Below are 19,046 nucleotides of genomic sequence, written 5' to 3'. Positions count from 1 at the left end.
TCAATGCTCCACGCCGAGGTACGCCCGGATCACGTCTTCGTTGTTCCGAACTTCATCCGGCGTGCCGTCGCCTATCTTCTTGCCGTAGTCCAGCACCACCACGCGGTCGGAGATGTCCATCACCACGCCCATGTCGTGCTCGATCAAAACGATGGTCGCGCCAAACTCGTCGTTCACATCGAGGATGAAGCGGCTCATGTCCTGCTTTTCTTCGACGTTCATGCCGGCCATCGGCTCGTCGAGCAGCAGCACCTGCGGCTCCATCGCGAGTGCGCGGCCGAGGTCCACGCGCTTCTGCAGGCCGTAGGGCAGGCGGCCCACCGGTGTCTTGCGGTGCGCCTGGATTTCCAGGAAATCGATGATGTGCTCGACGAACTCGCGGTGCCGCAGCTCTTCGCGTTCGGCCGGTCCCCAGCGGAAGGCCTGCGCGAGCAGGCCGCTCTTCATCTTGAGGTTGCGCCCCGTCATGATGTTGTCGAGCACGCTCATGCCCTTGAACAGCGCCAGGTTCTGGAAGGTGCGCGCCACGCCCATCTCGGCCACCTGGCGCGAGTTCATGTGCTTGAAGGTCTGGCCTCGGAAGGTGATGGAGCCTTGCTGCGGCCAGTAGACGCCGTTGATGCAGTTCAGCATCGAGCTCTTGCCCGCGCCGTTGGGGCCGATGATGGCGCGCACTTCATGCTCGCGCACGTTGAAGCTGATGTCCGTCAGCGCCTTCACGCCGCCGAAGCTCAGCGAGATGTTCTGCACGTCGAGGATGACCTCGCCTGTTTTACGGGAGCTCATGCCGCTGCCTTCACGATGGGGAAGGTCTTGGCCTCGACGACCTTCAGCGTGGCACTCACCATGCCTGTGCGTCCGTCCTCGAACTTGACCTGGGTCTCGATGTACTGCTCGGTCTTGCCGCCGTAGAGCGCATCGACCAGCACCGCGTATTTCTCGGCGATGAAGCCGCGGCGCACCTTGCGGGTGCGGGTCAGCTCGTCGTCGTCGGGGTCCAGCTCCTTGTGCAGCACGAGGAAGCGCGCGATCTGGGTCTCGCCCATGCCGTCTTCGCTCGCGAGGTCGGCATTGACCTTGCCGATGCATTCGGCAATGAGCGCCAGCACTTCGGGCTTGCCGGCCAGGTCGACGTAGCCGCCATAGGCCAGGCCACGGCGCTCGGCCCAGTTGCCCACGGCCTCGAAGTCGATGTTGATGGCCGCGCAAACCTCGTCGCGCGCGTTGCCGAAGCACACGGCTTCCTTGATCTGCGGGAAGAACTTGAGCTTGTTCTCGATGTAGTTGGGCGCAAAGATCGCGCCGCTCACGAGCCGGCCCACGTCCTTCGCGCGGTCGATGATGCGCAGGTGCCCTTCGCTGTCGAGCACGCCCGCATCGCCGGTGTGGAAATAGCCGTTGGCATCGAGCACTTCGGCGGTGGCGTCGGGGCGCTTGTAGTACTCCTTGAGCACCGAGACGCCGCGCACCAGCACCTCGCCGTCTTCGGCGATCTTCAGTTCGATCCCCGGTGCGGCGGTGCCCACGGTCTGCAGCTTGACCTTGCCGTCCTGCTGCAGGCACACGTAGGCGCAGGTCTCGGTCTGGCCGTAGAACTGCTTCAGGTTCACGCCGATGGAGCGGTAGAAGCGGAACAGGTCGGGCCCGATGGCCGCGCCGGCCGTGTAGGCCACGCGGATGCGGCTCATGCCCAGCACGTTGCGCAGCGGCCCGTAGATCAAGAGGTTGCCCAGGCCGTACATGAACCGGTCGCCCGTGCTCACCGGCGCGCCGTTGAGGATGTCGGCGCCCACGCGCTGCGCGAGCGCCATGAATTTCGCATAGAGCCAGCGCTTCGGACGTGCCGCGTCTTCCATGCGGATCGACACGGCCGTGAGCAGCCCTTCGAAAGTGCGCGGCGGGCCGAAGTAGTAGCTCGGGCCGATCTCGCGCATGTCGTTCATCACCGTCTCGGCCGACTCGGGGCAGTTGAGCGTGAAGCCGCCCACCAGCCACTGTGCCACCGAGAACAGGTGGTCGCCCACCCAGGCCATCGGCAGGTAGCTCATGATGTTGTCGCCGGGGCCGAGCCTGTCGGTCTGCACGCCGCCGCGGCCTGCCGCGATGAAGCTCGCATGCGTCTGGCACACGCCCTTGGGGCGGCCGGTGGTGCCCGAGGTGTAGAGGATCACGCCGACGTCGGTCGCTTCGCCGCCCGCCACCGCGCGGTCGTAGTAGCCGACGTTGGCCTTGTCGAACTCGCGGCCCAGCGCACGCAGCTGCTCGTAGCTCATGAGTCCGGGCTGGTCGTAGTGGCGCAGGCCCTTGGGGTCGTCGTAGATGATGTGGCGGATGCCGTGCTGCTGATCCTTCTGCAGCTCGCGGCACTCGAGCAGCTTGTCGACCTGCTCCTGGTCTTCGACGATCACGAAATCGATGGCCGCGTCCTGCAGCATGAAGACCATCTCGCTGGCCACCGCGTCCTGGTAGAGCGGCACCGGCACGCCGCGCAGGCTCTGCGCCGCGACCACCGCCATGTACAGGTGCGGCCGGTTGGCGCCCACGATGGCCAGGTTGTCGAAGGCCTTGAAGCCGAGGCTCGCGAGGCCGCAGGCCATCTCGCGCACCTCCTCTGCCACTGTGTTCCAGGTCCAGGTCTGCCAGATGCCGAGGTCTTTCTCGCGCACCGCGGGCGACTCGGGTTGGGCCTGGGCGTGCGCGAGCAGCAGCCGGGGGAAGGTGGGGTCGTTTGTTTGCACAGTGGGCGGATCGTAGGCCTCACTTTGACGCCCGCTTGTCGTTCCGACGACAATCCTAGGGACACTACTCCCCGGAGTTTCCCGATGCCTCACGGCAATCTCAACCAGAGTCCTCTTGGCACGCCTGGCAATTCGATCAAGGACCGCGTGCGTCCCGCCAATGCAGCGGAGCTCGGCGGTATCCCCTGGTTGCCCACGCTCACGCCCGCCGAGCGTCGCCGCGCCGAGGCCGCGCTGGTGGTGGGTGAGGCCGAGCCCGGCGACCTGGTCTGCCGCGTCGGCCGCTCGCCCACCTACTGGTTCGGCGTGGTCGAGGGGCTCCTCAAGATGAGCAACGACAACGCCGATGGCGGTTCGGTCACCTACACCGGCGTTCCGCCCGGTGGCTGGTTCGGCGAAGGCACGGTGATGAAGCGCGAGCCCTACCGCTACAACATCCAGGCGCTGCGCCGCAGCGTGGTGGCGGGGCTGCCGATCGAGAGCTTCCACTGGCTGCTCGATCACTCCATCGGCTTCAACCGCTTCGTGATGAACCAGCTGAACGAACGGCTCGGCCAGTTCATCGCGGCGCTGGAGATCGACCGGCTCAACAACCCCGATGCGCGCGTGGCACGCAACCTGGTGTCGCTGTTCAATCCGGTGCTGTACCCGGGCGTGGGCGAGGTCTTGCGCATCACGCAGCAGGAGCTGGCCTACCTCGTGGGCCTCTCGCGCCAGCGCGTGAACGAGGCGCTCAACGGGCTCTCGGCGCAGGGGCTGATCCGCGTGGAGTACGGTGGCCTGCGCGTGCTCGACCTGCCGGGCCTGCGTGTGAGCGCGATGTCGAACAAGAAGAACGCCTCGGCGGAAACGGAAACCTCATGACCCTCAAAGACCAGATTCAGGTGGTGCCCGCGAACGCGGAAGCAGCCTTCATTCCACCGGCCGATGTGCCGAAAGCAAAAGCGGAAGACACCGGCACGACGCTCGAGGAAGCCATCGCGCGCAACGAAGCGTTGACCGAGAAGATCGATGCGCTCGACGAGATCCTTGCCAAGCCGCTCAGCGAAATCCTTGCGGACCGCGAGAAGGCCGAAGAAGCCGCCCTCGCATGGGATCGCTTTGGCGCGATGTGGATGCTTTCGCAGCGCGCCATGCGGCGCGTGGCGCTCGACCTCGCGGCGCAGCTCGGTGTGAGCGAGGAAGAAGTCGTCGCGCGTGCGATGACGAATGCCAATGCGGTGCTCAACGGGGCGGACGAAGTCGACCTCGGCGGCACCATCGCGCCCGCGCAGCTGCAGCACATCGCGCGGCACCGCGCGTTCCTCCGCAAGCAATTCCGTACCGGTTGAGCCCGAGGGGCTCTCGATAACGCTAACCTCCCCGCCTTCGTTCAAGAAAGACTTTCCCGATGACCGCTTCCGCTTCCCACCTCACCTTGATCACCGGCGCCTCGCGCGGCCTGGGCCGTGCCATGGCCGAACAGCTGCTGCAAGCAGGCCACGTGGTGCTCGGCATTTCGCGCAAGCAGGATGCGCAACTGGCTGATGTCGCCAAGGCGGCCGGCGCCGAACTCATGCAATGGGAGCAGGACCTGTCCGACCCCGTCGCCGCATCGGCCCGCGTGTCGGCATGGCTCAAGACCCTCGACGCGCAGCGCTTCGACAGCGTGACCCTCATCAACAACGCAGGCACCGTCGGCAACCCGGCGCCGCTGGCCGGCGCCGTGACTGGCGAGCTGTCGCTGGCACTGCGCATCGGCCTCGAAGCGCCGATGCTGCTGACCGCCGCGTTCCTCAACGCCACGCGCGAATGGCGCGGCGCGCGCAAGGTGCTGAACATCTCGTCGGGCCTCGGCCGCAACGCGATGGGCAGCCAGGCACCTTACTGCGCCGCCAAGGCCGGCATGGACCGTTTCTCTCAGGCCGTGGCGCTCGAGGAAGCGGCCGCGCCGAACGGCGCGCGCATCGTCTCGCTCGCGCCCGGCATCATCGATACCGACATGCAGGTGCAGCTGCGCGGCGCATCGGCGGAGAATTTCCCGGACCGCACGCGCTTCGTGAGCATGAAGGAAGAAGGCCGGCTCGACAGCCCCGCCACCGCGGCCGCCAAGGTGCTCAAGTACCTGGCGCGCGAGGACTTCGGCGCGAACCCCGTGGCCGACGTGCGCGACCCGGCCTGAACGCCCTCAACACCGAAAGCGCGCACGACCATGGCCACCGCAAAGTCGATCGACACCAACGACTACAAGCTCTTTCCGTCGCCGAGGAACGTGCATCGCGTCATCTTCGAACACCAGGTCTTCGTGCCGTACCCATACGCGCTGATCGTGATGGACGAGTTCTACTTCAAGGGGCGCTACAGCCTGTTCTCGGCGTGCAGGATGAGCGATGGGAAGATGGGACAGGTGGCGACGTTCGAGGATGCCTCGGACGTGGATATCTTCAACACGAAGTTCGTACCGGACTGAAGCGCACCTGTCGCTGACTTGTCCCCTCTCCCCTTGGGGAGAGGGCTAGGGTGAGGGTTGCGGCCCTGGCATGCACACGGCTCTTGCGGGTGGCGCCTATTTTTGCGTCCATCTTGATAAGGGTGAGTACTGCGGCCTGAGCTATTTGGATTGGCGGCAAGCACCGTACGCTGGCCGTCCATGAGCGAATCTTGGGAAGTCGGAGTACGGCCACAACCAGTCAGTGCCAAGAATCTACCTGTTCTCAGGTATTCACCTCCGGCAGGGCCACGCCTACAGTTCGTGTAACTAAAGTTACGGACTTGGTAATGATTCAATTTGGACAGTTCGGGCGTTGTGCCGCATGGAGCGGTGCAGCAATGGTGGCCCTGGTACTTTCGGCATGTGGCGGGGGCGAAGGCGGCGGGTTATCAGCCTCGTTTCCTGTGTCGGCACAGCCCCCAACTACAGTCGATGTACCTGCATCGGAGCAGCAACCAGCACCTTCCTACACCGTCGGAGGTTCAGTCAGCGGCCTCACTGGCAGCTTGGTGCTTCAGAACAATGCAGGCGACGACCTGAAACTCGCGGCCGACGGCAAGTTCACTTTTGTCACCGTGCTCACCGAAGGTTCGGCCTATGCGGTCAGCGTGCGCACCCAGCCCTTGTGGCAGTTCTGCACTGTGACCAAGGGCAGCGGCAACGCCTCGGCCGACGTCGTCGATGTGACGGTCGCCTGTTCGGCGGCGGTGGCTCAGGTGTCCACGTTCGCTGGGTCAGGCACGATCGGCTCGGTCAATGGCAACGGCAGCGCGGCGTCGTTCTACCTCCCGTACAGCGTGGTCGTCGACAAGAGCGGCAACCTGCTCGTGTCGGATACGGCAACGAACCTTGTGCGAAAGATCTCGCCCGCTGGCGATGTCACGACATTTGCGGGCGGTGGCAGCAGCGGTACTTCGCAAGACGGCAACGGCACGGCAGCCTCGTTCTCGGGCCTGTCCGGTCTTGCGCTGGACTCCACGGGCAATGCCTATGCTGCGGAATTCGGCGGCAACCGCATCCGCAAGATCACGCCCGCAGCCGACGTGACCACGCTCGCGGGCAGTGGCGCCATCGGCTCGCTCGATGGCCACGGCACCTCTGCCACGTTCAATACCCCTTCGTCGGTTGCCACGGACGCCGAAGGCAACATCTACGTGCTCGAATTCATCGGCGCCGTTGTCCGCAAGATCACGCCTGCCGGCGACGTCACCACGCTGGCCGGCTCGGGCACTGCAGGCTTCGCCGACGGCACGGGGACTGCGGCATCTTTCGGGCAGGCGTATGGCATAGCGACTGACGCTGTCGGCAACGTCTACGTTGCCGACAGCGGCAACAACCGGATCCGCAAGATCACGCCTGGCGGCGTGGTCACGACGTTGGCTGGTTCAGGTCAGATCGGCGCGACCGATGGGCCCGGCAGCTCGGCATCTTTCAATATGCCAGGGGGCCTGACAGTGGACAGCGACGGCAATGTCTACGTGGCCGACACGGACAACAGCCTGCTGCGCAAGATCACACCGGCGGGCGTGGTCTCCACACTCGCCGGCCAGCCCGGTGTGCTGGGCGCGCAGAACGGCATTGGCGCGGCCGCCACATTCAAGCGGCCTTATGGGGTGACGGTGGATGCTGGCGGCAACCTGTACGTGGCCGATACCTTCGGCAACCTGATTCGCAAGGTCACACCAATCCGTGCTCCCTGAGGTGCACTTGCCGGCGCGCAGCGCAGGAATGCTTCCTCGCAGTACGTCCAGCACGCAGGCTCACCAATGTCAGCTTCGAAGAAGTGGAAACAGCGGTATGGGCCCCTCAAGAGACATCGGACTTCGCTGCGCCGCGGGCCCTCACCCCAACCCTCTCCCACGGGAGAGGGAGCAAGACATCACTGCAGCGCGAACCGATCCCGCTGCGCCTGCGCGCATTCACCCATCACGTTCAACGCACGCGACACCGCGGGCGTGCCGATCACGAAGGGATTGGCTCCGTTCGCTGGCTGCTGCCGCAGCGCCGCCAGCCGGGTCTGCGAGCTGTCCATGGCCGAGTGGTTCGACAGCAGCACATCGACGTTCTGCGCCTTCACCACGGTGTCCATGCGCCGCGTGGCGCCGATGTAGCTCTCCAGCCGCGGCAGGTTCTTGCCGAAGTTGAAGGCGGTGCCACCCCAGAGCATCGCGCGGTGCTTCTGGCCGTTCGAGCTCACATCGAACACGGGCGAGATCGTACCCATGGTGTGGCCCGGCGTGATGTACAGCGTGACGGTGGTGTCGCCGAGCGTGAGGCGGTCGCCGTCCTTCACCGACACGTCGCCCGCGCCGCGCTTGGGCGGTGCGCCCCAGACCGGTGTCGCGAATTCGAGCTTCGTCTCGGTCATCGTCCAGTCGGCCTCGCTCATCACCACGCGGGCGCGGTACTTCTGGGCGAGGTAGGGCGCGCCGCCGTAGTGGTCGCCGTGGCCGTGCGTGACGACCACGTACTTGATCTGCGCCGGATCGAGCCCGAGCCTGCGCATGCCGCCTTCGATGAGCGCGGCCGCCTCCATCTGGTTGTTGAGCGCATCGATGAGGATGATGCCGTCCGAGGTCTTGATGGCCCAGGCGCTGACCCAGTCTGCGCCTACGAAGTAGAGATTGTCGAAGGCCTTGCCCGGCGGCGGTGCGGGCTTGTCGATGAGCGCCTTCAGGCCCTTGTCCAGCTCGGCCTGCGGCGGCTGCGCGGCGGGCGCGGGCTTGCACAGCGACAGGAACGGCGTGAGGTCGGTGCCGGCCGTGCGCGTGGCTGCGGCGACGTGCGCGGCCACGGTGGCTTCCGAAGGAGGTTGTTGCTGCGCCGGCGTTTGCGCGCAGCCCTGGATGAACGCGGCAACCGCTGCCAGGGCGGTTGTCTTCAGCAGCAGGGTGCGTGAGTTCTCGCGAAGAAATGCCATCGGTGTCTCCATGCCGTCGTAGCGGCCCGTTGTGGAGACACCATTCTGCGACGCGAAGGCTTATTCGATGGTCGCGCCCGAGGCCTGCACGATGCCCTTCCACTTCTCGTAGTCGGTCTTCAGCAGCGTGCCGAACTGGTCGGGCGTCATGCTCTCGGGCTCTGCACCCTGGGCGACGATGGCGGCCTTCATTTCGGGCGTGGCCAGGAGCTTGTTGATCTCGGTGTTGAGCGTGGCGACGATGTCCTTCGGCGTACCGGCCGGCACGAAGACGCCATACCAGGTGCTCACGTCGAAGCCCTTGTAGCCGAGCTCGGCGACGGTGGGCGTCTCGGGCAGCGAGGTGCTGCGCTTGGCGGAGGTGACGGCCAGCGGGCGCAGCTTGCCGGCCTTGATCTGTGCCATGGCCGAGGGCACCGACGACACCATCAGGTCGACGTTGCCCGCGAGCACGTCCATCATGGCTGCGTTGGAGCCCTTGTAGGGCACGTGGCGCATCTTGATCTTGGCGGCGCTGTTGAAGATCTCGCCGGCCAGGTGGATGGTGGTGCCGTTGCCGGGCGAGCCGTAGGTGACGGTGTCGGGCGCGGCGCGCGCGGCCTTCACCACGTCGTCGAGCGTCTTGAACTTCGAATTGGCCTGCGTGACGATCACCACCGGCGTGTAGGCCACGTGGGCCACGGCCGTGAGGTCCTTCACCGGGTTGTAGCTCAGGTTCTTGTAGAGCCAGGGCGCGACGACCATGTTGTCCTTCTGGCCCATCACGATGTCGTAGCCCGTGGGCGCGGCACGCGCGGCCTCGGCGATGCCGATGGTGCCGCCGGCGCCGCCGCGGTTGTCGGGAACCACGGTCCAGTGGTTGGCCTCGGTGAGCTTCTGCGCGACCAGGCGCGCCAGGATGTCGGTGCCGCCGCCGGGCGGGAAGGGCACGATCATGCGGATGGGCTTGGCGGGGTAGCTTTGCGCGTGCACGGCAACTGCCGCAAAAGCCAGGGGAAGTGCCAGCGCAAGTGCCAGCGAGCGGGTGAGTTTGCGGATCATGGGTTTGTCTCTTTGTCTGGACGAATCGGAGCGGGGGTTGCAGCAGTGGCGATGGAGGTCTTTTGGCCTCACTGCACCAAGGGTGCAGTGTGCCGCAAGCGCCGCGGCGCTGTTTTCGTGGTTCGCGATGGGTCCCGTATCAGACGGCGGCGACTTGACAGGGGCGTTTGGGCGCCGAACATGAAATATCGATCCACACAAAGGAGACACCCATGCTCGGAAACATCGATGCGACGGCCAACCTCGCGGTGAAAGACCTCGCGGTGGCCCGCCGCTTCTACGAAGGAACGCTGGGCCTCGCCCAAGTCGACGCGGAGGGCGACGAAGTCGTGGTCTACCGCAGCGGCAACACGCGCATCAATGTGTACCGCTCGTCGTTCGCCGGCACGAACCAGGCGACGGCCGTGACCTGGCAGGTCGGCGCGGACATCGAGCGCCTCGTCGCTGCGCTCAAGGCCAAGGGCGTGCGCTTCGAGCACTACGACATGCCCGATACGAAACTCGAAGGCGACCTCCATGTCATGGGCGACATGAAGGTCGCGTGGTTCAAGGACCCCGATGGGAACATCCTGAACCTGATCAACGGCTGATCGATCAGCCGAAGTTCTTGGCGACGAAGTCCCAGTTCACCAGCTTGGCCAGGAAGGTCTCGACGAACTTCGGACGCAGGTTGCGGTAGTCGATGTAGTAGGCGTGTTCCCAGACGTCGACAGTCAGCAGTGCGGTGTCCGCAGTCGTCAGCGGCGTGCCGGCAGCGCCGGTGTTCACGATGTCCACCGAACCGTCGGCCTTCTTCACCAGCCACGTCCAGCCCGAACCGAAGTTGCCGACAGCCGACTTCACGAAGGCTTCCTTGAAGGCGTCGTAGCTTCCCCACTTGGCATCGATGGCCTTGGCCAGCGCGCCTGTCGGTGCACCGCCGCCCTGGGGCTTCATGCAGTTCCAGAAGAAGGTGTGGTTCCAGATCTGGGCGGCGTTGTTGTAGATGCCGCCGCTGGCCTTCTTGATGATCTCTTCCAGCGTGAGGGCTTCGAACTCGGTGCCCTTTTGCAGGTTGTTGAGGTTCACCACGTAGGCGTTGTGATGCTTGCCGTAGTGGTACTCGAGGGTTTCCTGCGAGTACTCGGGTGCCAGTGCGTCGAGCGCATAGGGCAGGGGTGGGAGCTTGTGTTCCATCGTGGTTCCTTTGGGGTTGTGGGTAAATCGTTGTCCGGTGTTCAGGTTCGCGGCTTCGGGCTGACCTGGTAGGCGCAGCGCCGCGCACCCGCGAGCACATGCTCGACGCGGCTGACGGTCACTTCGGGCCCCAGCACTTCGTCAAAGAGTTGCAGCTCGCTGCGGCAGAAACCCGTGCAGGCCTGCGCCGCGGTGCAGATGGGGCAGTGGTTCTCGATGAAGAGAAAGCCGTCGCCCTCGGGCCGGAACTCGGCCATGTAGCCCTCGCGGCTGCGGATTTCCGCCAACCGCTCGAGCCGCGTCTTGAGGCTGCGCGCGCCGCGCATGGCCTCGGTGTAGTTGGCGCGCATGGTGTTCTCGCGCGCATCGATCAGCTGGTCCATGCCCTTCTGGCCGAACACGCTGATTACGGCGCTGATCATCTGCACCGTCATTTCGGCGTGCGTGTCGGGAAAGCGCTTGTGACCTTCGCCGGTGAGCCGCCAGATCTGCGTCGGCCGGCCGCGGCCGCTCGGGCGGCTTTCCGCATCGACCAGGCCCTCGGTCTCCAGCTTGGCCATCTGCTGGCGCACCGCTTCCACCGTGACGTTCAGCACCTTGGCGATGTCGGGAATACCGAGCGCACCGCGGGTCTTGAGCGTGGAGAGGATGCGGTCTGCCGGCTGGTGCGGCATCCAGGCGGGCTTGGCGTCGATGGGGGCGGACATGGACGTTTCGTGGGTTCTTGGTAGGGCGATTGTCAGGCGGCTGGCCCTCCCTTCGCATCCGAGGGTGCTTGCCACCCGCCGCCGAGCGCCTTGTAGAGCGCGACGAGGCTGGTGTACGAGGCGGTCTCGGCCTCGGCCACGGCGTCCTGCGCACGCAGCAATGTACGTTGCGCATCGAGCACGCTCAGGTAGGGCGCGGCGCCTTCGCGGTAGCGGACTTCGGCTAGTTCGGCGGCGCGGCCACTGCGAGCCGCGGCCTGCACCAGCGATTGCAAGCGCTGCTGGTTCTGGCCGTAGCCGGTGAGGGCGCCCTCCACGTCCTCGATGGCGCGCAGCACGGCCTGCTCGTAGAGAGCGCGGTCGCCTTCGGCACGCGCCTCGGCGCCGCGCACGCGGGCCTTGACCGAGCCCAGCCGCAGGGCAGGCCAGCTCACGCCCGGCGTCACGCTGAAGGCCCGACTGGACGAACTGCCGAGGTCCGATCCGCGCAGTGCAATGAAGCCGAGGAACCCGCCAATGTCGAAGCGCGGATACAGCTCGGCCGTCGTCGCACCCACATCGGCCGTGCTGGCCGCAAGGCCCCGCTCGGCGCGCAGCACGTCGGGCCGGCGCCGCAGCAGGTCGCCCAGGTCGCCGATGGGCAGGCGCTTGTCGAGCACGCGCAGCTGCCGCGGTTGCAGCATCGGTTCGAGCTCGGCGGGGCGCAGGCCTGCCAGCACCGCCACGCGGTACGCGGCCTGGCGGCGTGTGGTCTCGAATGCGGGCAACTGGCTCTCGGTGGTCGCGACGTTGGCCTGCGCACTCGCGAGGTCGCCTTCGAGCCCGCGGCCGGTCTGAACCTGCGCCTCGGTCACGCGCAGGCTGCTGCGCAGGCTGTCGAGCGTGCGGCGCGTCACCGCCAGGCGCTGCTCGGCGCCGCGCATCTCGTAGTAGTTGCGGGCCAGCTCGGCCACGGCCACGATGCGCACCTGTTCGAGGTCGGCCGCGCTGGCTTCGGTGCGAGCGGTGGCGGCCTCGTCGAGCCGCTTGAGGCGGCCGAACAGGTCGATCTCCCAGGAGGCATCGAAGCCTGCACGGCTGCTTTGCGCCAGTGAACGCACATCGGGCTGCGCGCCGCTGTTGCCCTGCGCGATGCTGCGCGTCTTGCTCGCGCCCATCGTGACGACGGGCAGGCGGTCCAGCTCGGCCTCGGTCTGCGAGGCGCGGGCTTCCAGCAGCCGTGCCTGTGCGATGCGGATGTCGTGGTTGCCGGCGAGCGCGCGTTCGATGAGTGCATCGAGCTGCGGATCGTCCAGCTGGCGCCACCAGTCGCGCTGCACCGCATCGTTGGCGAACAGCGAGCGCTCGGGTGCCGAGATGGCGACGGGTGCATCCGACGGCGCGGTGTAGGTCGGTCCGACCGCGCAGCCCGCCAGCACCAGCGCGCTGAGCACAAAGGGTGCGGTGTTGAAGAGTCTTGTTGTCATGGTCATGCTCCTTCGACCAGTGCGTCGAGTTCGGCGGTGCGCTGCGAGCGCCCCACCGTGCGGTGGTCGCGCGCCAGCAGCGTGTACATCGTGGGCAGCACGAACAGCGTGAAGAGCGTGCCCACCAGCATGCCGACCACGATCACCAGGCCGATGCTGAACCGGCTGTTGGCCCCCGCGCCGCTTGCGAACAGCAGCGGCACCAGGCCGACCACCATCGCGGCGGTCGTCATCAGGATCGGGCGCAGCCGGATGCGCGCAGCCTGTTCGATGGCGGGACGCCGCGCCAGGTTGTCGCGCGCCTGGATCTCGTTGGCGAACTCCACCATCAAGATGCCGTGCTTGCTGATGAGCCCGATGAGCGTCACCAGACCGATCTGCGTGTAGATGTTGATGGTCGCGAAGCCCAGCGCCAGCGGCACCAGGGCGCCGCAGATCGACATCGGCACGCTGATCAAGATGATCAGTGGATCGCGCAGGCTCTCGTACTGCGCGGCCAGCACCAGGTAGATCACGATGATCGCGAACACGAAGGCCACCACCAGCGCCGAGCCCTCCTGCGTGAACTGGCGCGCATCCGACTGCCAGTCGTAGCTGAAGCCGGCGGGCAGCTTCCTGGCCTCTTCGCTCAGGAACGCCACCGCGTCGCCCATGGTCACGCCCGGCATCGGAATCGCCTGGAAGGTCGCGGCGTTCAGCTGGTTGAACTGCGTGAGCTTGTTGGGCCCGACGCTGGTCGAGAGCGTCACCAGGTTTGCGAGCGGCACGGGCTGGCCGCTCGCGCTCTTCACGAAGTAGCGCGACAGCGCTTCGGCCGTGAGCCGCTGGTCGCGCGGCGACTGCGGGATCACGTCGTAGGAGCGACCGTCCATGCCGAAGCGGTTGACGTAGTTCTCGCCCACCAGCACCGCGAGCGTGTCGCCGATGGCCTTCATCGTCACGCCCATGCTGTTGGCCTTGGCGCGGTCCACGCGCACCTCGGTCACCGGGTTGTTGAACTCCAGGTCGCTGTCGACCACGGCGAACTTGCCGCTCTCGCGCGCCGCGGTCTTGAGCGTTTCCATCGCCTCGAACACCGCGCGGTGGTCGCCCGCGCTGCGGATCACCATCTGCACCGGCAGCCCGCCGGTGGAGCCGGGCAGCGAGGGCAGCTGGAACGCGAAGATATTGCTGCCTTCCACTTCGCCCATGCTCGCCTGCACCTCGCCCTGGATCTGGTCGGCGTTGCGCTTGCGGTCGGCCCAGTCGGACAGCTGCACGCCGCCGATGCTGTTCGACACACCGTCCGAGCCGTTGATGAGCCATCGGCCGGTGTTCTCGGGGAGCGCGGCGAACACGTCGTCCCACTTCTGGCCGAACTTCTCGACGTAGTCGATGTTGGCGTGCTGCGGCGACTTGATGACGGTCAGCACCATGGCCTGGTCTTCACCGGGCGCGAGCTCGCGCTGCGAAGCGTTGTAGAGAAAGGGCAGGCTCACCAGCACCGCGGCTGCGAAGAGGCCAGTCACCCAGCGGTGGTGCAGCGACACGTCGAGCAGCCGGCCATAGGCCGAAGCGAGCTTGTGGAAGAACGACTCCGCATAGCGCGCCATGCGGCTGCCGGTGGCGTCCTGCGGCAAGAGGAACGAGCTCATCACCGGCGACAGCGTGAGCGCGATCACGCCCGACACCACCACCGCACCCGCGAGCGTGAAGGCGAACTCCTTGAAGAGCGAGCCGGTGAGGCCGCCCATGAGGCCGATGGGCGCATACACCGCGGCCAGCGTGAGCGTCATCGCGATCACCGGGCCGGCCACTTCGCGGGCGCCGATCAATGCGGCCTGCACGCGCGACTTGCCTTCCTCGATGTGGCGGTGCACGTTCTCCACCACCACGATCGCGTCGTCCACCACGAGGCCGATGGCCAGCACCATCGCGAGCAGCGTGAGCAGGTTGATGCTGAAGCCGAACAGCAGCATCAGTGCCGCCGCGCCCAGCATCGACAAGGGAATGGTCACCACCGGAATCAGCACCGCGCGCAGCGAACCGAGGCACAGGAAGATCACCAGCACCACGATGGCGATGGCTTCGAGCAGCGTCTTCTGCACCTCGTCGATCGAGGCCTCGATGAAGCGCGCGAGCTCGAAGGGCAACTGCACCTCCACGCCCGGCGGCATGTTCTGCTTGATGCCGGGCAGGAGATCGCGGATACGCTTGACGATCACCAGCGGGTTGCCGTTGGGCGCCGCCTGCAGGCCGAGGTAGATGGCCTTGTCGCCGTCCATCGTCGCGCTGCTGTCGGCGCTGGCCGCACCGAGTTCCACCGTGGCCACGTCGCCCAGCCGCACGAGGGCGTCGCCCTCGCGCTTGATGACCATGTCGCGGAACTCGGCCACGTTCACCAGGTCGGTGTTCACGCGGATGTTCGAGACGACGAAGAGGCCCTTCACCTGCCCGGGCGCGGCCTGCACGTTGTTCTGCCGCAAGGCGTCGGCCAGCTCGCCGGCCGAGATGCCGCGCGCGGCCATGCGGTTGGCGTCCAGCCACACGCGCATCGCGAGCGTCTGCCCGCCCGACACCTCGACGCCCGAGACGCCGGGGATCGATGCGAACTGCGGCTGCACCACGCGCGAGAGGTAGTCGGTGAGCGCGGGCACCGGCATCGTCTTGCTCGAGAAGCCGACATACGCCACCGCGGTCGCTTCGCCTGATGACTTGAGGATGACCGGATCGAAGGCCTCGGCCGGCAGCCGGTACTTGACCTGGCTCACCTGCGCCATCGCCTGCGTGAGCGCCTGGTTGGCGTCGGCGTTGAGCTTCATGCGCACGCTGATCACGCTGCGACCGAGCGTGGAAGACGACGAGAGGTAGTCGACGTTCTCGATGGTCGCCACCGCCTGCGCGATCGGCTGCGTGACGAAACCCTGCATCAGCTCCGGCGAGGCGCCGGGGTACTGCGTGGTGATGGTGAGCGTGGTGCTCTCGGTGAGCGGGTATTGCCGCACCGGCAGGTCACCCAGGGCGCGGGCGCCGAGCAGCAGGATCAGCGTGCTCACCACCAGCGCCAGCACGGGCCGGCGCACGAAGAGGTCGGTGAACTTCATGACTTGCGCTCCGTGAGGGCGAGCGTGTCCTTCCCGGCCGGCGCGACGGCGGCGCCGGTGTACAGGCGCAGCTGGCCCGAGGTGACGACCTTCTCGCCGGCCTTCAGGCCCTGTTCGATGACGACGAGGCCGTCCTGCCGGTCGCCCGCCTTCACGAACACCTGGTGTGCCGTGAAGCCATCGCCTTTTTCGGCGGGGCGTACGACGAAGACCGAGTCGCCGTGTGTGCTGTAGGTGATGGCGGTTTCCGGCACGGTGATCGCGTCGGTGCGCGAAGGCAGCGCGACCTTGCCGTTGACATACATGCCGGGCGTGAGCGCGCCGTCGGTGTTGTCCACGGTGGCCTGCAGCCGCACGGTGCGGGTGTCGCTGCCGATCTGCGGCTCGATGGCGCTCAATCTCCCCTGGAACACACGGCCTGGGTACGCATCGACCGCAAGCGACACCGCCTGGTTGCGCTTGAGCGCCGGCAGCGCGGTCTCGGGCAACGTGAGGTTCGCGAACAGCGTGCGGCCATCGGTGAGCGACACCAGCGTGTCGCCGGCCCGCACGAACTGGCCGAGGTTGACCTTGCGGATGCCCAGCACGCCGTCGAACGGCGCCTTGATGCGCTTCTGCTCGACCAGCGCCTGCACGCGCCGCAGCTCGCCGCTGGCCTGGTCGAAGCCGGCTTGGGCCTGTTCCATCTGCTCCTGCGTGGCGGCCTGTTGCGGCAGCAGGCGGCGCGTGCGCTCGAGCAGGGCCTTGGCGTTGGCGCGCTGGGCGGTCAGGCGTTCGAGGTCGCCTTGCTCGGGCGCGTCGTTGAGTTGAACGAGCAGTTGCCCGGCGCGCACTTCGGTGCCCGGCGTGAAGAGGATCTTCGCAACGCGCCCCTCCACCTCGGCCGGCACCTCGACCTGCCGGTTGGCCTCCAGCGTGCCGATGCCGCTCAGGAAGCGCGCCATCTCCGTCGGCCGCGCCGCGGCCACCGCCACCTTGGCCGGCGGCATGCCGCCGCCCGCTGCATGTGCCGGTCTCAGTTTGACGAGCCCGTAGCCGGCCGCCCCCACCACCAGTAACGCGAAGCCGGCGACCAGCCAGGCCCTTGATCGTGTGTTCATGATCTCGATCCGTTATTTATCAAAGTTAATTCTTTGATTATTGAATGCCGTCGAAGGCGCTGTCGAGCAAGACGGCGCAATGACCCCGATAGGGCCGGGCTATCCGCGGGTTTCGCGGTCCGGCGCCTGCCCTGAAGACGGGCGGGTACGCGGCTTTGTGACAGCCGGGGCTTGGAGAAAAGACGTGGAAGCGGCGCGCAGGGCGCGCGTTTTTACGCTTTCTTTATGCGCCCCCGCCGACTCTGTTCCCCGTTTTTACGGACGTCTGCCGAGACTGAAGCCTTGTGTTTCGCTCCAGGAGCAATTGAATGGACATCGTCTGGATGAGCGCCTTGCTGGCGCTATGGGTCGTGGTGGCGGCCATGGTCGTCGGGCTGAACAGGCTCGAGGGGCCGAACCCGCCGAAAACCGGCAACGGAGAAGCATCGTGATCAGCCTCGAAGTCCTTTACGGATTCGGCGCGCTCATCGCCGTCGTCCTCTTCGCCTATCTCGTCTTCGCGCTGATCTGCGCCGAGGAATTCTGAAATGACCGCGTCCGCCTGGGGCCTGCTGGCCCTCTTCCTCGCCGCACTCGCCATGCTGGCCTGGCCCGTCGGCAAATTCCTCGCCGCGCTCTGCAACGAGCGCGTACCGCGCTGGATGCAGCGCGTCGAGGCGCCGCTCTACAAGCTCGCGGGCACCGCCCCCGAGCGTTCGATGAACTGGCGCACCTATGCGCTGGCGCTCCTGGCCTTCAACCTTGTGGGCGCCATCGTCGTCTACGCGCTGCAGCGCCTGCAGGGCGTGCTGCCGCTCAACCCGGCCGGCATGGGCGGAGTGTCGGCCGACTCGGCCTTCAACACCGCCGTGAGCTTCGTCGCCAACACCAACTGGCAGGGCTACGCCGGTGAATCGACCATGAGCTATCTCACGCAGATGCTCGGCCTCACGGTGCAGAACTTCTTCTCGGCCGCCACCGGCATCGCGGTGGCCTTCGCACTGGTGCGCGGCTTCGCGCGTCGGGGCGACGGCGCGGGGAGCAAGGGCATGGTCGGCAACTTCTGGGCCGACATCACCCGCGTCACGCTGTGGGTGCTGGTGCCGCTGTCGTTCGTGCTCGCGGTGTTCTTCGTAAGCCAGGGCGTGATCCAGAACTTCGACGCCTACAAGGCCGTCGACACCGTCGAGACCACCGCCTTCCAGCAGCCCAAGGCTGGCGCGGACGGCCAGGCGCTCAAGGACGAGAAGGGCGCCCCGGTGATGGAAGACGCCACCACGAAGAAGCAGACCCTCGCCATGGGTCCGGTCGCGTCGCAGGAAGCGATCAAGATGCTCGGCACCAACGGTGGCGGCTTCTTCAACGCCAACTCGGCGCATCCGTACGAGAACCCGACAGCGCTCAGCAACCTGCTGCAGATGATAGCGATCTTCCTGATCCCGGCGGCACTGTGCTTCACCTTCGGCCATGTGGTCGGCGACATGCGCCAGGGCTGGGCCGTGCTCGCGGCGATGACGATCATGTTCGTCGTCGCGGTGATGGTGGTCACGCCGGCCGAGCAGGCAGGCAACCCGCTGTTCGGCGCGCTCGGCGTCGACCAGATGTCCAGCGCATTGCAGAGCGGCGGCAACATGGAAGGCAAGGAAGTGCGCTTCGGCATCGACGCCTCGGCCCTCTTCGCCGCCGTGACCACGGCCGCCTCGTGCGGCGCAGTGAACGCGATGCACGACTCGCTCACCCCGCTCGGCGGCATGGTGCCCATGGTGCTCATGCAGCTCGGCGAAGTGGTGTTCGGCGGCGTCGGCAGCGGCCTCTACGGCATGTTGATCTTCGCGATGCTCGCGGTGTTCATCGCGGGCCTCATGATCGGCCGCACGCCCGAGTACCTGGGCAAGAAGATCGAAGTGCGCGAGATGAAGCTCATCTCCATCGCCATCCTGGTCACGCCCATCCTGGTGCTGGCCGGTACCGCGGTGGCGGTGATCGCGGGCGCCGGCAAGGCCGGCATCGCGAACCCGGGCGCGCACGGCTTCTCGGAAATCCTCTACGCGCTGACCTCGGCTGCCAACAACAACGGCAGCGCCTTCGCCGGCCTTTCGGCCAACACGCCCTTCTACAACGGCCTGCTCGGGCTGGCCATGTGGCTCGGCCGCTTCGCGATGATCGTGCCGGTGCTGGCCATTGCCGGCTCGCTGGCCGCCAAGAAGCGCCTGCCCGTCACCAGCGGCACGCTGCCCACGCACGGCCCGCTGTTCGTCTCTTTGCTGATCGGCACCGTGCTGTTGGTCGGCTTGCTCAACTACGTGCCGGCATTGGCTCTCGGGCCGATCGTCGAACACCTGGTGCTCTGGAAATAAGGAGCCCAC

Annotated in this window: 18 protein-coding genes; 9 read left to right on the top strand and 9 right to left on the bottom strand. The window is 66.5% G+C overall.

The genetic code is table 11. The features are described 5' to 3' along the window. Complete coding sequence (locus ACSFA7_RS09495) at window positions 1-786, bottom strand: ABC transporter ATP-binding protein (protein ID WP_257864045.1); 786 nt, start codon at window positions 784-786, stop codon at window positions 1-3. After that, window positions 783-2,738 (bottom strand): AMP-binding protein, encoded by a 1,956-nt coding sequence (locus ACSFA7_RS09490; RefSeq protein WP_435499146.1) that lies wholly within the window; start codon window positions 2,736-2,738, stop codon window positions 783-785. The genes ACSFA7_RS09495 and ACSFA7_RS09490 overlap by 4 nt, the downstream gene beginning before the upstream one ends. A gap of 84 nt (window positions 2,739-2,822) precedes the next feature. Here ACSFA7_RS09490 and ACSFA7_RS09485 point away from each other — a divergent pair, with 84 nt between their 5' ends. From ACSFA7_RS09485 to ACSFA7_RS09465, 5 genes are all read left to right on the top strand, one after another. After that, complete coding sequence (locus ACSFA7_RS09485) at window positions 2,823-3,602, top strand: Crp/Fnr family transcriptional regulator (RefSeq protein ID WP_435499145.1); 780 nt, start codon at window positions 2,823-2,825, stop codon at window positions 3,600-3,602. After that, window positions 3,599-4,069, top strand: coding sequence for a hypothetical protein (locus tag ACSFA7_RS09480; RefSeq protein WP_435499144.1), 471 nt, complete (start codon window positions 3,599-3,601; stop codon window positions 4,067-4,069). The genes ACSFA7_RS09485 and ACSFA7_RS09480 overlap by 4 nt, the downstream gene beginning before the upstream one ends. Before the next feature lie 59 nt (window positions 4,070-4,128). Then, window positions 4,129-4,899 (top strand): SDR family NAD(P)-dependent oxidoreductase, encoded by a 771-nt coding sequence (locus ACSFA7_RS09475; RefSeq protein ID WP_435499143.1) that lies wholly within the window; start codon window positions 4,129-4,131, stop codon window positions 4,897-4,899. A 30-nt stretch (window positions 4,900-4,929) separates the two neighbouring features. Then, window positions 4,930-5,187, top strand: coding sequence for a hypothetical protein (locus ACSFA7_RS09470; RefSeq protein WP_206176078.1), 258 nt, complete (start codon window positions 4,930-4,932; stop codon window positions 5,185-5,187). Between the two features lie 530 nt (window positions 5,188-5,717). Continuing rightward, complete coding sequence (locus ACSFA7_RS09465) at window positions 5,718-6,908, top strand: NHL repeat-containing protein (RefSeq protein ID WP_435499142.1); 1,191 nt, start codon at window positions 5,718-5,720, stop codon at window positions 6,906-6,908. Between the two features lie 179 nt (window positions 6,909-7,087). On the opposite strand, the gene ACSFA7_RS09460 is transcribed toward ACSFA7_RS09465, so the two are convergent. Continuing rightward, entirely contained in the window at window positions 7,088-8,128 is a 1,041-nt protein-coding gene (locus ACSFA7_RS09460) for an MBL fold metallo-hydrolase (protein WP_435499141.1), read from the bottom strand. Between the two features lie 60 nt (window positions 8,129-8,188). Further along, entirely contained in the window at window positions 8,189-9,169 is a 981-nt protein-coding gene (locus ACSFA7_RS09455) for a Bug family tripartite tricarboxylate transporter substrate binding protein (RefSeq protein WP_435499140.1), read from the bottom strand. Between the two features lie 212 nt (window positions 9,170-9,381). Between ACSFA7_RS09455 and ACSFA7_RS09450 the strand changes: the two genes are divergently transcribed. Beyond that, window positions 9,382-9,759, top strand: coding sequence for a VOC family protein (locus ACSFA7_RS09450; protein ID WP_435499139.1), 378 nt, complete (start codon window positions 9,382-9,384; stop codon window positions 9,757-9,759). A 4-nt stretch (window positions 9,760-9,763) separates the two neighbouring features. On the opposite strand, the gene ACSFA7_RS09445 is transcribed toward ACSFA7_RS09450, so the two are convergent. Genes ACSFA7_RS09445 through ACSFA7_RS09425 form a run of 5 tightly spaced genes read right to left on the bottom strand, consistent with a single transcriptional unit; the run spans window position 9,764 to window position 16,701 of the window. Further along, window positions 9,764-10,345 carry a superoxide dismutase gene (locus tag ACSFA7_RS09445; protein WP_093436500.1) on the bottom strand — a complete coding sequence of 194 codons (582 nt, stop codon included), beginning with the start codon at window positions 10,343-10,345 and terminating at the stop codon, window positions 9,764-9,766. A 41-nt stretch (window positions 10,346-10,386) separates the two neighbouring features. Further along, on the bottom strand, window positions 10,387-11,052 hold the full coding sequence (locus ACSFA7_RS09440; protein ID WP_435499138.1) for a helix-turn-helix transcriptional regulator: 666 nt from the start codon (window positions 11,050-11,052) through the stop codon (window positions 10,387-10,389). A 32-nt stretch (window positions 11,053-11,084) separates the two neighbouring features. Continuing rightward, the gene (locus tag ACSFA7_RS09435) at window positions 11,085-12,518 is read right to left on the bottom strand and encodes an efflux transporter outer membrane subunit (protein ID WP_435499137.1); all 1,434 of its coding nucleotides are present in this window, start codon (window positions 12,516-12,518) and stop codon (window positions 11,085-11,087) included. A 2-nt stretch (window positions 12,519-12,520) separates the two neighbouring features. Then, window positions 12,521-15,601 (bottom strand): MexW/MexI family multidrug efflux RND transporter permease subunit, encoded by a 3,081-nt coding sequence (locus ACSFA7_RS09430; protein ID WP_435499136.1) that lies wholly within the window; start codon window positions 15,599-15,601, stop codon window positions 12,521-12,523. After that, the gene (locus tag ACSFA7_RS09425; RefSeq protein ID WP_435499135.1) at window positions 15,598-16,701 is read right to left on the bottom strand and encodes an efflux RND transporter periplasmic adaptor subunit; all 1,104 of its coding nucleotides are present in this window, start codon (window positions 16,699-16,701) and stop codon (window positions 15,598-15,600) included. Before ACSFA7_RS09425 ends, ACSFA7_RS09430 begins: the two co-directional genes overlap by 4 nt. 308 nt (window positions 16,702-17,009) lie before the next feature. On the opposite strand from ACSFA7_RS09425, the gene ACSFA7_RS09420 reads away from it, so the two are divergent. From ACSFA7_RS09420 to kdpA, 3 genes are read left to right on the top strand one after another with little or no spacing between them, the layout of a single operon-like run. Then, window positions 17,010-17,132, top strand: coding sequence for a hypothetical protein (locus tag ACSFA7_RS09420; RefSeq protein ID WP_435499134.1), 123 nt, complete (start codon window positions 17,010-17,012; stop codon window positions 17,130-17,132). Then, on the top strand, window positions 17,129-17,227 hold the full coding sequence (gene kdpF, locus ACSFA7_RS09415; RefSeq protein WP_019657711.1) for a K(+)-transporting ATPase subunit F: 99 nt from the start codon (window positions 17,129-17,131) through the stop codon (window positions 17,225-17,227). Before ACSFA7_RS09420 ends, kdpF begins: the two co-directional genes overlap by 4 nt. A 1-nt stretch (window position 17,228) precedes the next feature. Then, window positions 17,229-19,037: a potassium-transporting ATPase subunit KdpA gene (kdpA, locus tag ACSFA7_RS09410; RefSeq protein ID WP_435499133.1), complete on the top strand. Its 1,809-nt coding sequence runs from the start codon at window positions 17,229-17,231 to the stop codon at window positions 19,035-19,037. Window positions 19,038-19,046: the final 9 nt, after the last annotated feature.

The sequence above is a fragment of the Variovorax trehalosi genome (genome assembly GCF_051216415.1).
Taxonomy (GTDB): Bacteria; Pseudomonadota; Gammaproteobacteria; order Burkholderiales; family Burkholderiaceae_C; genus Variovorax.
Note: the sequence above shows the minus strand (reverse complement) of the source record. Positions and strands in the feature narration are given on the sequence as shown.

Bases quoted from the DNA above. Each gene is read 5' to 3' on its own strand.
- ACSFA7_RS09480 (WP_435499144.1), top strand. From the start codon at position 3,599: ATGACCCTCAAAGACCAGATTCAGGTGGTGCCCGCGAACGCGGAAGCA.
- ACSFA7_RS09455 (WP_435499140.1), bottom strand. From the start codon at position 9,169: ATGATCCGCAAACTCACCCGCTCGCTGGCACTTGCGCTGGCACTTCCC.
- ACSFA7_RS09440 (WP_435499138.1), bottom strand. From the start codon at position 11,052: ATGTCCGCCCCCATCGACGCCAAGCCCGCCTGGATGCCGCACCAGCCG.
- ACSFA7_RS09420 (WP_435499134.1), top strand. From the start codon at position 17,010: ATGGACATCGTCTGGATGAGCGCCTTGCTGGCGCTATGGGTCGTGGTG.
- ACSFA7_RS09450 (WP_435499139.1), top strand. From the start codon at position 9,382: ATGCTCGGAAACATCGATGCGACGGCCAACCTCGCGGTGAAAGACCTC.
- ACSFA7_RS09460 (WP_435499141.1), bottom strand. From the start codon at position 8,128: ATGGCATTTCTTCGCGAGAACTCACGCACCCTGCTGCTGAAGACAACC.
- ACSFA7_RS09485 (WP_435499145.1), top strand. From the start codon at position 2,823: ATGCCTCACGGCAATCTCAACCAGAGTCCTCTTGGCACGCCTGGCAAT.
- ACSFA7_RS09475 (WP_435499143.1), top strand. From the start codon at position 4,129: ATGACCGCTTCCGCTTCCCACCTCACCTTGATCACCGGCGCCTCGCGC.
- ACSFA7_RS09435 (WP_435499137.1), bottom strand. From the start codon at position 12,518: ATGACAACAAGACTCTTCAACACCGCACCCTTTGTGCTCAGCGCGCTG.
- ACSFA7_RS09425 (WP_435499135.1), bottom strand. From the start codon at position 16,701: ATGAACACACGATCAAGGGCCTGGCTGGTCGCCGGCTTCGCGTTACTG.
- ACSFA7_RS09430 (WP_435499136.1), bottom strand. From the start codon at position 15,601: ATGAAGTTCACCGACCTCTTCGTGCGCCGGCCCGTGCTGGCGCTGGTG.
- ACSFA7_RS09470 (WP_206176078.1), top strand. From the start codon at position 4,930: ATGGCCACCGCAAAGTCGATCGACACCAACGACTACAAGCTCTTTCCG.
- kdpA (WP_435499133.1), top strand. From the start codon at position 17,229: ATGACCGCGTCCGCCTGGGGCCTGCTGGCCCTCTTCCTCGCCGCACTC.
- ACSFA7_RS09445 (WP_093436500.1), bottom strand. From the start codon at position 10,345: ATGGAACACAAGCTCCCACCCCTGCCCTATGCGCTCGACGCACTGGCA.
- ACSFA7_RS09495 (WP_257864045.1), bottom strand. From the start codon at position 786: ATGAGCTCCCGTAAAACAGGCGAGGTCATCCTCGACGTGCAGAACATC.